Origin of the sequence: Neolewinella marina (assembly GCF_002631205.1) — a bacterium.
In the GTDB taxonomy this organism is placed as follows: Bacteria; Bacteroidota; Bacteroidia; order Chitinophagales; family Saprospiraceae; genus Neolewinella; species Neolewinella marina.
On record NZ_PDLO01000007.1, the window covers coordinates 212,880 to 226,271 of the forward strand.

Annotated in this window: 12 protein-coding genes; 10 read left to right on the top strand and 2 right to left on the bottom strand. The window is 61.3% G+C overall.

Annotated elements, in window-relative coordinates:
• The first annotated feature begins 19 nt into the window (after positions 1–19).
• From CGL56_RS15095 to CGL56_RS15120, 6 genes are all read left to right on the top strand, one after another.
• A complete protein-coding gene (locus CGL56_RS15095) occupies positions 20–418 on the top strand; it encodes a hypothetical protein (protein WP_099107403.1) in 399 nt (132 codons plus the stop codon).
• 11 nt (positions 419–429) lie between these two features.
• Entirely contained in the window at positions 430–1,596 is a 1,167-nt protein-coding gene (locus tag CGL56_RS15100) for a trans-sulfuration enzyme family protein (protein WP_099107404.1), read from the top strand.
• A 98-nt stretch (positions 1,597–1,694) separates the two neighbouring features.
• Positions 1,695–2,372: a TetR/AcrR family transcriptional regulator gene (locus CGL56_RS15105; RefSeq protein ID WP_099107405.1), complete on the top strand. Its 678-nt coding sequence runs from the start codon at positions 1,695–1,697 to the stop codon at positions 2,370–2,372.
• An 8-nt stretch (positions 2,373–2,380) separates the two neighbouring features.
• Positions 2,381–4,069 carry a peptidase domain-containing ABC transporter gene (locus CGL56_RS15110; RefSeq protein ID WP_099107406.1) on the top strand — a complete coding sequence of 563 codons (1,689 nt, stop codon included), beginning with the start codon at positions 2,381–2,383 and terminating at the stop codon, positions 4,067–4,069.
• Between the two features lie 7 nt (positions 4,070–4,076).
• The gene (locus CGL56_RS15115) at positions 4,077–5,447 is read left to right on the top strand and encodes an HlyD family secretion protein (protein ID WP_099107407.1); all 1,371 of its coding nucleotides are present in this window, start codon (positions 4,077–4,079) and stop codon (positions 5,445–5,447) included.
• A gap of 4 nt (positions 5,448–5,451) precedes the next feature.
• Positions 5,452–6,864 (top strand): TolC family protein, encoded by a 1,413-nt coding sequence (locus CGL56_RS15120; RefSeq protein ID WP_167641694.1) that lies wholly within the window; start codon positions 5,452–5,454, stop codon positions 6,862–6,864.
• On the opposite strand, the gene CGL56_RS15125 is transcribed toward CGL56_RS15120, so the two are convergent.
• Complete coding sequence (locus CGL56_RS15125; protein ID WP_099107409.1) at positions 6,755–8,344, bottom strand: hypothetical protein; 1,590 nt, start codon at positions 8,342–8,344, stop codon at positions 6,755–6,757. The two genes, CGL56_RS15120 and CGL56_RS15125, sit on opposite strands and share 110 nt — an antisense overlap.
• A 240-nt stretch (positions 8,345–8,584) precedes the next feature.
• Between CGL56_RS15125 and CGL56_RS15130 the strand changes: the two genes are divergently transcribed.
• The 4 genes from CGL56_RS15130 to CGL56_RS15145 all read left to right on the top strand — a co-directional run bounded on the left by CGL56_RS15130 (position 8,585) and on the right by CGL56_RS15145 (position 12,631).
• Entirely contained in the window at positions 8,585–8,923 is a 339-nt protein-coding gene (locus CGL56_RS15130; RefSeq protein WP_099107410.1) for a P-II family nitrogen regulator, read from the top strand.
• Between the two features lie 139 nt (positions 8,924–9,062).
• Positions 9,063–10,331: an ammonium transporter gene (locus CGL56_RS15135; protein WP_099107424.1), complete on the top strand. Its 1,269-nt coding sequence runs from the start codon at positions 9,063–9,065 to the stop codon at positions 10,329–10,331.
• A gap of 51 nt (positions 10,332–10,382) precedes the next feature.
• Positions 10,383–11,501 (top strand): outer membrane beta-barrel protein, encoded by a 1,119-nt coding sequence (locus tag CGL56_RS15140; RefSeq protein WP_099107411.1) that lies wholly within the window; start codon positions 10,383–10,385, stop codon positions 11,499–11,501.
• Between the two features lie 113 nt (positions 11,502–11,614).
• Positions 11,615–12,631 carry a glutamine synthetase beta-grasp domain-containing protein gene (locus CGL56_RS15145; RefSeq protein WP_099107412.1) on the top strand — a complete coding sequence of 339 codons (1,017 nt, stop codon included), beginning with the start codon at positions 11,615–11,617 and terminating at the stop codon, positions 12,629–12,631.
• A gap of 516 nt (positions 12,632–13,147) precedes the next feature.
• On the opposite strand, the gene CGL56_RS18365 is transcribed toward CGL56_RS15145, so the two are convergent.
• Positions 13,148–13,392 (bottom strand): hypothetical protein (locus CGL56_RS18365; RefSeq protein WP_222837677.1); only part of this gene is annotated, 245 nt, incomplete at its 5' end.

Below are 13,392 nucleotides of genomic sequence, written 5' to 3' on the forward strand. Positions count from 1 at the left end.
AAGCCTAAAATACCATCCGATGCGTAAGCTGTTTTTTGCCCTCGTGGTCGTAACCCTGGCCGCCTGTTCCTCCCCCCGCACCGCGGCGGACTCGACCACCCCGCCCGCCGCCGAAGTGGAGGCCCCCACCTACGCCGGGGAGTGGGACGTTGTTGTGAGAGATACGCCGGCGGGAACGGTTACCGGATCCATGATCCTGGAGGGTGGGCCGGACGGACTGTCGGGCAAGTTCCTGAGCAATGGCCGGGAAACCACCCTGCGCTCCGTGGAACCCACCGAAGGGGGGCTCAAGATCCTGTTTTATTCCAGCGAGTACATGACCGACGTATACCTGAACCTGAACGGTGAACCCTCCGACGACGAGTTGACGGGGACGGCCCTGGACAGCTACGCGGTGGTGGCCACGCGGAAGATGTAGTATTATTGCGGATGAATGAAGAGCAGCAACCCGAAACCCGCGCCATCCGCGGGCAATTGGCGGCAACCCAGTACCGGGAGCACTCCGCGCCCCTGTTTCTGACCAGCAGTTTCACCTTTTCGTCCGCGGAATCCATGGCCGAAACCTTCGCCGGCAACGGGGAAGGCATCATCTACAGCCGCTACAACAACCCCAACGTTGATGAACTCATCGCCAAGGCCTGTGCCCTGGAGGGGATGGAGGCCGGCTTTGCCACCGCCTCCGGCATGGGAGCGGTCTTTGCCAGCCTTGCCGCCCTGGTGGAACAGGGCGACCACATCGTTGCCACCCGGGCCGTATTCGGCAGCACCCACCAGATCCTTACCCAGATTCTGCCCAAGTGGGGGGTGACCTTCACCTACGTGGAACCGGACCAGCCCGACAGCTGGCCCGCGGCCGTACGGCCGGAATCCAAATTGTTCGTTACCGAAACCCCCTCGAATCCGGGCCTGCAACTGGTTGACCTGGAGCGGGCCGGGGAATTCTGCCGGGCCCATAACCTCACCTTCATCGTCGACAACTGCTTCGCTACGCCCTACCTGCAGCGGCCGGGGGACTACGGCGCGGATCTGGTTACCCACTCGGCCACCAAATGGATGGACGGGCAGGGACGGGTGCTGGGCGGCTTGCTGCTCGGGCGGGCGGACATCATGGAGCAGGTGACCTTCTTCTGCCGCCACACCGGACCGGCCATGTCGCCCTTTAACGCCTGGGTCATTTCCAAAAGCCTGGAAACCCTGCACGTTCGGATGGCCGCCCACTGCCAGTCGGCGCTCACCCTCGCCCGCTGGCTGGGGGAACAGCGGGGTATCGCCCGCGTGCATTACCCCCACCTGGAGAGCCACCCCCAGTACGACCTGGCCAAGCGGCAGATGACGGCCGGCGGAGGGATTGTGACTTTTGAGTTGACCGGAGGGGAAGCCGCCGCCCGCCGCCTGCTGAACAGCGTACAATTGTGTACCCGCAGCAGCAACCTGGGGGATACCCGCACCATCCTTACCCATCCGGCCACTACCACCCACAGCAAACTGAGCCGTGAGGAACGGTCCGCGGTGGGTATCTCCGACGGCCTGGTGCGCATGAGCGTAGGCCTGGAGGCCGTGACCGACCTGCAGCAGGACTTGCTGAGGGGGTTATAATCCCTCAATCCTGAGATATTCTCAGCCGGGCGCAACAATTTTTTTCCTTCAATAGTTAGGTGGCCGGCACAATAGTAATGCTATCACTTTGCCGGTTTATGGATGTTACAATTACCCCTTTAGTCATTGCGGTTTGTCCCTCGCTGTACCTCAAGGATCCCGAAACCAGTAAGCTGGGAAAGCGGATCGTGGCCGGGGCCATTGACCTGGTTGACGAAATCGGGCTGGAACAATTCACCTTCCGCAAGCTGGCCGTCAGGGTGGGGACCACCGAGGCATCGGTTTACCGTTACTTCGAGAACAAGCACAAACTGCTGCTGTACCTGGTTATGTGGTACTGGGGATGGATGGACCACCGGTTGACGGCCGCCCTGGCCGGCTTGCCCACCGCCGAAGACCGACTGCGGCGGGCGATCCGGTTGCTTACGGAAACCGTAGCTGAAGACAGCGACTTTTCCCACGTCAATGAGGTAAAACTCAACCGTATCGTGGTTGCGGAAAGCCTGAAGGTTTACCTCACCCGCGCCGTGGATGAGGACAACCGCCAGGGTGCTTTTCAGTACTATAAGCAACTGGTGGAGCGGGTGAGCGGTATCATCAGGGAGGTAAACCCAACATTTGCCTACCCACACATGCTGGTGACCACCATCATCGAGGGCGGGCATCTGCAGCGGCACTTCAGTCACCATCTGCCCCGGATCACCGATGCGCCGCGGGATGGCGAAGACGCCGTCGTCTGTTTTTTCACCCACCTGGCCTTCAAAACCATTAGTTGACTTCTTTTATGGCCGTTACTCAATCTGATCTTTCTCCGCTAGAGCGCTTCTGGCGCCTGCTCAAGCCCGACCGGCGGGAGGTCCGCAACGTCTGGGTATACGCCCTGTTCGCCGGTTTGGTCAACCTGTCGCTGCCCCTGGGCATCCAGGCCATCGTCAACCTCATCATGGGGGGGCGCCCCAGTTCGGCGTGGTTGGTGCTGGTCTGCCTGGTGGTCTTCGGCATTGCAGCTATCGGCGTACTGCAGATCCAGCAGATGCGGGTAGTGGAAAACCTGCAGCAAAAGATCTTCAGTCGGGCCGCCTTTGAATTTGCCTACCGCATCCCGCGGGTCCGGACGGATGTGATTTACAACTACTACGGGCCGGAACTGATGAACCGCTTCTTTGACGTGCTGACCGTCCAGAAGGGGCTGTCGAAGATCCTGATCGACTTCTCGGTGGCGAGTTTGCAGGTGGTCTTTGGCCTGATGCTCCTGTCGGTGTACCACCCCTTCTTCATCCTCTTCGGCATCATCCTGGTAGGACTGGTGACCCTCATTTTCGTCTTCACCGCCCGCCGGGGGCTGGCTACCAGCCTGCAGGAATCCAAGCACAAATACGCCGCCGTGCACTGGCTGGAGGAGCTGGCCCGTACCGCCAGCAGCTTCAAAATGGCGGGGAAGTCCAACATGGCCCTGCAGCGCATGGATCGCCACGTCGACGACTACCTGGATGCCCGGGAAAGCCACTTCAACATCCTAATCCGCCAGTACGGCCTGCTGGTGGTGTTCAAGGTCATCGTGGCCCTGGGACTGCTGGCCATCGGGGGCTTGCTGGTGATGCAGGAAAGGATGAACATCGGACAGTTCGTGGCCGCGGAGATCATTATTCTTTTCGTCATGGCTTCGGTCGAAAAACTCATCCTCTCGCTGGAGACGATTTACGACGTGCTCACCGGCCTGGAAAAGATCGGCCAGGTGACCGACCTCGAGCTCGATAACAAGACCGACGGGTCGCCCGTGGAGCTGATGCAGTCCGAAGCCGGGCTGGCCATTCGCCTGGAAAACGTGACCTTCAAATACCCGAATGCCCCCGAGGCCATCCTGAACCAACTCGAATTCTACGCCAAGTCAGGCGAGCGGGTAATGATCACTGGTCCCAGCGGATCCGGCAAGAGCACCTTGCTCTACCTCATCGCCGGACTGTACGACATCCGCAAAGGATCGCTGTCCTACAATGGACTGCCCCGCAACAACCTGGGGCTGGAGGCCCTGCACAGCATCATTGGCACCTGCTTCAAGCAAGGGGAGCTCTTCGAGGGCACCGTGCTGGAAAACATTACCATGGGGCGCGAGCGGGCCACCTTCCAGAACGTGGAGTGGGCCGTGGAGAACCTGGGCCTGTCTTCCACCATCCGGAACCTGCCACTGGGCTTCGAAACCAAGCTGAACCCCACGGGCGACAAACTGTCCCGCAGCATCGTGCAACGGCTGTTGCTCGCGCGGGCCATTGCCGACCGGCCCCGGCTGTTGCTGCTCGAGCACTCCTTTGAGGCGATCGACCAGGACGGGCGCCACGAGATCATCGACTTCCTCCTCGACCGGTCTCACCCCTGGACCCTCATCGCGGCCAGCAGCAACAAATACCTGGCCACCCTTTGCGACCGCATGATCACCCTGGAAAAGGGCCGCGTTGCCGCTGACCTGACCAACTGACCCCTCCATGCTCAACATCTCATTCAATTCCGTCAACCGCCACGTGGACCGCGACTGCCTGCCCTCGCTGCGGAGGGTAGAGAACCGCCGGTCGGGCAATGTGCTGTTGCGGCTGTTGACCATTTTCTCGATCCTGTTCCTCATCAGCCTGTTCCTGCCCTGGACCCAACACATCCGGGCCACCGGACAGGTAACGGCCCTGCAACCCAACCAGCGGCCGCAGATGGTGCAGACCATCATCGGCGGCCAGATCCTGGAATGGTACGTGCGCGAAGGTGACCTGGTGGAGGAAGGGGATACCATCCTGCGCCTGGCCGAAACCAAGGACGCCTACTTCGACACCAGCCTGCTGGACCGCACCCGCTCCCAGGTGATGGCCAAGGAAATGTCGCTGCAGTCCTACCAATCCAAGATCGATGCCCTGGCCAACCAGATGGAAGCCCTGCGCGAATCGGGCCGCCTGCGCACCGAACAGGCCCGCAACAAACTGCAACAGGCCCGCCTGAAGGTGGCCAGCGACAGCATGGACCTGGAGGCCACCCGGTTGAATACCGAAGTGGCCCGCAACCAGTACGAGCGCATGGAGGAGCTGTACGAGCAGGGGCTGAAGTCGCTCACCGATCTGGAAAACCGCCGGGTAACCTTCCAGCAGGCCCAGGCCAAATTAATCAGTGCCGAAAACCGCCTGCTGGCCTCCCGTAACGACGTGATCAATGCCCAGGTGGAACTCAACGCCATCCAGGCCAAGCTAAGGGACGATTTGGCTAAAGCCAGTTCCGAAAGGTACACCGCCCTTTCGGGCCGCTTCGAGGCCGAGGCCGGGGTGGCGAAATTGGAAAACGAATTCAGCAACTACGAGCGCCGCACCGATCTATACATCCTCCGGGCGCCCCAGTCGGGCTACATCACGGAAATCCTGGCGGCGGGAATCGGGGAGAACCTTTCGGCCGGCGAACAGGTGGTGACCATCGTCCCGGCCAACTACCAATTAGCCGTCGAGATCTTCGTGCGGCCCATCGACCTGCCCCTGCTGAACCCCGGCCAGCAGGTCAACATCCAGTTCGACGGCTGGCCCTCTATCGTATTCAGCGGCTGGCCCAACACCAGTTACGGAACTTATTCGGGCACCGTGGTGGCCATCGACCGGGCCATCAACGCCGGCGGCGAGTACCGCGTAATGGTGGCTCCCGATGACAGCGAGGAAGCCTGGCCCGAGGCCCTGCGGATCGGTTCCGGCGCCTCGGCCCTGGTGCTGCTGAAGGACGTGCCCCTGTGGTACGAAATGTGGCGCAAGATCAATGGATTCCCCGCCGACCTCTACGTCCCGGCTGCCACCACGGCACCCGCGGCCCCGCCGAAAATCAAGGTACCCAAATGATGCCATGCCCATGTTGTACCTGATCCTGCTTGTCCTGCTGACGGCCACGCCCCTGAGAGGCCAGGAGCTGCCGCCCGTGCTCACCGAAGAAGAGTTCCTCGCGCGGGTCGCCAACCATCACCCCCTGGCGGTGAGAGCCGACCTGCAGCGCGATCGCGCCCGGGCACTCCTGCAAGAGGCCCGGGGTGGTTTTGACCCGAAACTGTACGGCGACCTGGCCCAGAAGTACTACCGGGGTACCCGCTACTACAGCGTGGCCGAGGGCGGGCTGAAGGTGCCCACCTGGTTCGGCGTGGAGCTGAACGCCGCCTACGAACGCAACGAAGGGTACTACCTGAACCCGGAAAACACCGTACCCGAAAACGGGCTGTTCGCCGCCGGCCTGACGCTGCCCCTGGGCCAGGGACTCATGTTCGACCAGCGCCGGGCGGAGTTGCAGCGGGCGCGCATCTACCAGCAGGCGACGGCGGCGGAGCGGCTGGTTCAACTCAACGAATTGCTGTACGAAGCCGGGAGCCGCTACTGGGAATGGGCGGGGGCGCAGGGTGCCGTGGAGGTCTACACCGAAGCCGTGGAGCTGGCCCGTGCCCGTTACGCGGCCGTCGTGAACAGCGCGGCCCTGGGCGACCGGCCCGCCATCGATACCCTCGAAGCCCAGATCCTGGTGCAGAACCGCCTGCTGGGACTGGAGTCCGCCCGGCTGGAAGCCGCCAACGCCGCCGCCGCGCTGAATGCCTTCCTGTGGCTGGACGGGGTGATTCCCCTGGAACTGGAGGCGGATACCCGTCCGCTCGATCCCGCCTCGGTGGTCGTGGCCCCGCCCGAACCCCTGCCGCCCGGAACCGAAAACCCGGCCCTGCTGCGGACCCGCCTGAAGGTGGACGAGCTGGAAGTGGACGAGCGACTCCAACGGGAACAACTTAAGCCCCGCCTCGACCTGAAGTACAACGCCCTGCTCGCCGGGGGAGTAGACCGCCCCCTGGAAAGTTTCTCAACCCGCGATTACAAATGGGGGCTCACCTTCAGCCAGTCACTTCTGCTGCGCAAGGAGCGCGGAAAGCTGGCCCTTACGCGCATCAAGCTGAGCGAAACCCAGCTCGAGCTAAGCGACAAGGCCGCCCAGCTGTCGGTAAAACTCGCCCAGGCGGATAACGAGGCGCGGGTTACCGTAGCCCAGTACGAACTGGCGCGGCGCAACGCCAGTGACTACGCGCGATTACTGGACGGGGAGCGCGACCTGTTCCGGGCGGGGGAGAGCTCGCTGTTCCTGGTGAACAGCCGGGAGGTATCCTTCATAGACGCCAGCCTCAAGCAGTTGGAGCTGATGGTGAAACACCGTAAGGCACGTCTGGCGCGGCGCTTTGCTGCGGGCCTGACGCTTCCGGTCGTGGAAGGTGGAACCTTACCCAGTGAGTAAGGTCGAGGTAGAGTAGGGCCTTGTGCTCGTAGGGGTCGTTGGTAGCGGCCTCGCGCAATTCTTCGTCCAGTTTCTGGAAGATGGGCAGGTGTTCCGACTTCACGAGTTTGATAAGCTTGCGCAGGGCGGCGGTGGCCAGGCGGTGGACCTGTCCGGTTTCGGTGCTCTTGCGCATCTGCCGGTTCACGTTCACCAGGTGGTAGTCCAGCAGCGCCCGGTTGCCAAGCTCGTAGTGGCATAGCAGGTGCAGCAGGCGGGTATTGAGCAGCAGGTCTTCCCGGAGGATGCCCGTACGCATGTTGATGATCTCGTTGAGGTAGTCGAGGGCCTCCTCGAAGCGCCGCAGAATGAAACAGGTGGCCGCGAACTTGTACAGGAAGAGGCCCCAGCGGTGGTCGGTGGGGCGGAATTCCTTGCTGATGTAGGCCGACCGCAGTTGCTGCCCCGCGCGGTGGGCACCCGCCCAGTTGCCGGTGGCCAGGTGAGCGTTCAGCGTCATCAGGCCGGCGTAGGTGCGTCCGATCAGCTGACTGTTCTCGTTGAGCAACACCTGATCGTCGCCCAGGAACTCCTGAACCACCCGCAGCGACCGCAGCATCCGCAGGGTGTCGCCCGTCAGGTAAGCGAAAATGGAGACGTAGTAGAGGCACCGCAGGTACAGGTCCGGGTCCTTCACCGTCATGTGGGTGCTGAGGTGGAATAACGTCAGGGCGTTCATCGCCGATTCCAGGGCATCGTCGAAGCTGAGCTGGATGTAGTGATACCACATCGAGGCCTGGAAGCGGTTGATCTTCTGGTGAAAGGTGCTGCGCACGATCTCCCGGTCGAAGCGGTAGGTCTGGATGTTGTCCCAGAACTCCCGGTTTTCCTGCCGCTCCTCCGCACTGCGGCTGTGGCCGGCCTCGATGTAGCGGCCGTGAATCTGGATATTCAGGTTGAACAACTCGCTGGTGTTGAGTACGCTGTAGCTGCGCTCCGCGGATTCGTTGAGCAACAGGTCCATCTTGTTGTCGATCTGCCGCGAGAGGGTAACGTGGCGGGATTCGATCAGTTTCTGGAATTCCAGGATCTCCAGATGAAGCACGTCCCGGTTGTGTTCCACGGCTTTGGCCTTAGCCCTTTCGAGGGACCGCAGGGCGTCCAGATAAAGCCCCTTGCCGTAGAGGATGTGGCTGAAGTCGATCTGCTCCCGCAGCTCAATGTCGATCTCCTTGTTGATGTAGATGAGGCGCAGGCTGGTGAGCACCTGCTGGTAAAGGTGGCGCTTGAGGTTGGAGTACTGGCCGGCGGTGAGCGCCAGCCGGTCGGTGACCACGGCGTCATCCGGGGAGGGCAGGCGGTCCAGGACGTCGAACAGCTGGATGAACTTACTGTCGCCGGTGGACCCGCCGCGGGTGGCATAAAGCTTGAAATTGCGCTTTTCTGCCTTGTTGAGCGATTTTATGAGTCGCCACAACTGATCTTTGACGGCCGTTGGCATGGGTAAGCGGGGTGGTGTAAGTGGTTGTAAATCAGCTATAAAGTATGCCTGAGGGCGCTTTAGGCGTCACATAAGGCCAAACTACTTCGCTGGGGGGGATGCCATTTCGGGTGGCATATTTGTTTCAACGAAGCAAGGAGACGTCCGGGCTTCTCCCAGTCCCCAACCAGATAGGCTTCTCCGTTCACTTTTTTCCTGGCCCTCTGCTAACCACCCTGCGGCCTAAAGATAACCACTTCTATGAAGAAGATTGAAGCTATCATCCGACTGTCGCGCTTTGAGAGCATCCGGGATGCCCTGGCGGCCATCGACGTCAATTTCTTTACCCTCACGGAAGTCAAAGGTTTCGGCCTGCAGCGGGGCGAGCAGCTCACCTACCGCGGCAGCGTCTACGACGCCGACTACATTGCCCGCCTGCAACTCGACATCGTGGCCCCGGCCCATAAAGTGGAAGCCATCGTCGAGGCCATCGTATCGGCGGGCCGTACTGGCAAGGTAGGCGACGGCAAGATCGTCGTCTACGAACTCGACCGCATCGTCCGCATTCGCACGGGCGAAGAAGACGAAAGCGCGATTTAACCCTCCCCCCGCGCCGCCCTTGCGGCGCGACGATTCCATCTGATTTAACCCTTCCGCTCCGGCGACCCCCGTGGTCACCCTGGCCATGCCATGCCGGTTCGCGGACATCCCCCCCTCATTAATCAACTACCCCATTGCCATGGAAGCACTGTTCACCGTAAACAACCTCTGGATCCTGGTGGCGACCTGCCTGGTCTTTATCATGCACCTCGGATTCGCGACCCTCGAGGCTGGCTTCGTCCAGCGGAAGAACGTGGTCAACATTCTTTTCAAGAACTCGATGATCATCAGTATCGGGTTGCTCACCTACTACTTCATCGGTTACAACCTCATGTACCCCGGTGACGACTACGCCGGCGGCGTCATCGGCGCATTCGGCGTCATGGACTGGGCCGCCGGGGTGACCCCCGACTACGCGGCCGCCGCCGAAGCCGGGGATACCTACACCGGCTACTCCGACTTCATTTTCCAGGCCATGTTCGCGGCCACCTGCGCCACCATCGTGTCCGGTGCCGTTGCCGAGCGCATCAAGCTGGTTCCCTTCCTGATTTTTGCTACCCTGTTTGTCGCCCTGAGCTACCCCATCACGGGCATGTGGCAGTGGGGTGGTGGCTGGCTGGCTTCCCTGCAGACCCCCTTCTACGACTTTGCCGGCTCCACCCTGGTGCACGCCGCCGGCGGTTTCGCCGCCCTGGCCGCCATCATCCTGCTGGGTTCCCGCCGCGGTAAGTACCGTTCCGATGGTACGGTGACCGCCATCCCCGGCCACAGCATGCCCCTGGCCGCCATCGGGGTGTTCCTCCTCTGGTTCGGCTGGTTCGGCTTCAACGGCGGCTCGGTCCTCAGCGCCGACCCCAACGGCGTCAGCCTGGTGTTCGTCACCACTTCCCTGGCCGCCGCGGCGGGTGGCGTGGCCGCCTTCTTCATGGGCTACGTCCTGTTCAAGAGCTATGACCTCTCCATGGTACTCAACGGAATCCTGGGTGGCCTGGTAGGCATCACCGCCGGTGCCGACCTGATGTCGGGCGGAGAAGCCATCGTCATCGGACTCATCGCCGGTACCATCATCCCCCTGAGCATCGTCTTCTTCGACAAGACCCTGCGGCTCGACGACCCCGTTGGCGCCACCAGCGTCCACGGCGTCTGCGGCATCTGGGGCACCCTGGCCGTCGGCCTCTTCGGGGCCTCCGCCGGCTTCGACCAGTTCATCACCCAGCTGATCGGCACCCTGGCCGTAGGTGCCTTCTCCTTCGCTTCCAGCTTCATGATCTTCAGCGGACTCAAGGCGGTGATGGGCATCCGGGTAGACGAAGAAGAGGAGATCCGCGGCCTCGACGTGGGCGAGCACGATATGCACGCCTACAGCCTGACCAAGGAAGACGGCGTCTTCCAGCTTACCTCCGAATAATCCCCCATCACGGCTGATTTCCTCCCGTACCCCCAAAAAACTACACTAGTTATGAAACTGCAATCAACTCCGTTTTTCGCCTTCCTCCTCCTCCTGGGCACTCCTCTGCTGGCCCAGGACGCACCACCGCCGGTGGTGCTCGAAGAGGAGGAAACCAACAAATCCTTCCAACTGACCGGCTACGTAGACGCCTACTACCAGGCCAACTTCACCAATTCGGTCGGTGAAGACGCCATGCCCCTGGTCTTCGGCAGCTCGTTTACCGACTTTTCCAATACCTTCGGCATCGGAAACGTGAACCTGCTGGCCGAGCATTCCTTCGGGAAAGTGAGCTTCGTAGGCCAGATTGGCTTCGGCCCCCGGGCCGTAGCCGCCAACAGCGACAGCAACCTCGACGTCGGGGGCACCAACTTCGCCTCCACCGTCCAGCAGCTCTACGTCACTTACTCCCCAACGGAGGCCATTACCTTTACCCTCGGTAATTTTGGCACCTTCATCGGTTACGAAGTGATCGACGCCCCGGCGAACATGAACTACAGCATGAGCTACCTCTTCAGCAACGGACCATTCTACCATACCGGGGCGAAGGTGGACGTTGCCCTGGCCGAGGGCATCGGGGCCATGATCGGGGTGTTCAACGATACGGACTCCAAGTTCGACGCCATCGCCGGCAAGCACATCGGCGGGCAACTGAGCGCCGAAGCCGGCGGACTGGCCGCCTACCTCAACGCCATCTACGGCAAGGAGCAGGAAGGATTCCTCGACGACGGCACCGCTGACCTCAATGAATTCCAGGTCGACCTCACGGCAACCCTCGACGTCAGCGAAAGCTTCATGCTGGGCCTCAACGCCAGCAGCTACTCCACCAGCGCCGACGGGGCAGGGCAGGGCGGTTTCGTAGGCACGGCCCTCTACGCCACCGTAGCGGCCACCGAAACCTTCGACCTCTCGCTGCGCAGCGAGTACTTCGCCCAAACCGCCGCCGAGGGGGTGGACGGCGACCAGCCCAGCGTATTGGCCCTCACGGCCAGTGGCAACTTCACGGTGGGCGGGCTGCGCATCATCCCCGAACTGCGCTTCGATACCGGATCCAACGGCTTCACCTTCGGGGAGGAGGCCAGCGACGACAGCGCCTTCGCCTTCCTGCTGGCCGGCGTCTACGCGTTCTGATATAAAACTTATGGGTACGGGCCGCGTTGCAGGTCTTTTCCTCGGCACCCGCGGCCCCGCCCTCACACCAACCTTTCTCAACCTTCTGATTTAACCCAAACCTTTATTCTATTATGGCTACCAAGCACAAGCTTCAGTACGTCTGGCTCGACGGCAACGAGCCAATGCAGACCCTCCGCTGCAAAACCCGCATCGAAGCGAACTTCAGCGGCGACCTGGAGGACTGCCCCATGTGGTCCTTCGACGGATCCAGCACCAACCAGGCCGAAGGCGGCAGCTCCGACTGTCTGCTCAAGCCGGTCATGATCGTCCCCGACCCCCAGCGCAAGAACGGCTTCATCGTCCTGTGTGAAGTCCTCAACTCCGACGGATCCCCTCATCCCACCAATGGCCGGGCCACCATCGACGACGAGGACCAGGACTTCTGGTTCGGCTTCGAACAGGAGTACTTCCTCATGGACATGGAAACCAACAAGCCCCTCGGCTTCCCCGCCGATGGCAGCAACCCTCCCCCCCAGGGCCCATACTACTGCTCCGTCGGTGCCCGCCGGGCTTTCGGCCGCGAGATTATCGAGGAGCACCTGGATGCCTGCCTCGACGCCGGACTGAACGTGGAAGGCATCAACGCCGAAGTAGCGCCCGGACAGTGGGAGTTCCAGACCTTCGCCAAAGGCGCCAAGGAAGCCGGCGACCAGATCTGGATGGCCCGCTTCCTGCTGGAACGGATTTCCGAAGCCTACGGCGTCTACGTCGAATACCACTGCAAGCCCCTCAAGGGCGACTGGAACGGATCGGGCATGCACGCCAACTTCTCGAACTCCTTCCTGCGCGACAGCGGCAAGCGGGAGGACTACGAAAAGGTCTGCGAAGCCTTCCGCCCCTACGTCAAGGAGCACATCGCGGTCTACGGCTACGACAACCACCTGCGGTTGACCGGCAAGCACGAAACCCAGAGCATCCACGAGTTCAGCTTCGGCGTGTCCGACCGGGGTGCTTCCATCCGTATCCCCATCGCTACGGTGGAGCGCGGCTGGAAAGGCTGGCTGGAAGACCGTCGCCCCAACAGCGCCGCCGACCCCTACAAGGTGGCCGCCCGGATCGTCAAGACCGTCAAGCCCGTATCGAACTGATGCATCCCTTTCCTGATCTGACCTTCTTTATCCCCTAATCCCAAGATCTGCAAGAAGGTTAAATCAGCTCAGGTTCCCTCTTTTGGAACCGTACCGTTTGCCCGGCTCCCCCTTTGGGGGCCGGGTTTTTTGTGTCCTATATATATAAGGATAGGGTAGGGGGCTTCCGGGCGCCGGTGCGCGGGTGCCAGGGAAGTCCAGCAGCAATAAAAGTAGGGGAGGACTTGCAGGTGTAAATCCCAACGACGTACCTTTGCCTTCCCGCAAACGAATAGTGCGCGCGGCACACGCCGGACCTTTACAAGGCTCCGGCTCCTCTTTCAGCTTTCCGATTCATTTTGCCTGGGGCAACGGCCACAGGAACGGATCATTTTCGCTGAAACGCTCGGATCAACCTGATTTCAGAAAAACTTTCTAAAACAGTTGCACGAGTCGCCCGCGTCATTGTACTTTTGCACCCCGCAAACGAGCGGCGCCTGATTCACCTGGCTTACGGGCCTGGACGAATCGCCTTCCTTAGTTAACCGGCCCGGCCGGCAGCGCAAGCGCTGGTACGGGGTGGGGCAATAGCGGAAGGGTTTTGGTTCTCAATCTTTCGGAAAAGAAACTTTTCAAAAGGGTTGCAGGAACGGAAACGGGCGACGTACCTTTGCGGCCCCCGCGAATGAGCGGTGGCAAACTTGAGGAAACGGGCTGGAAAGAAAAAGTGAGAAACTTGCTTTTCAGCTTGCAGGAATCAAAAACTTGCTGTACTTTTGCAG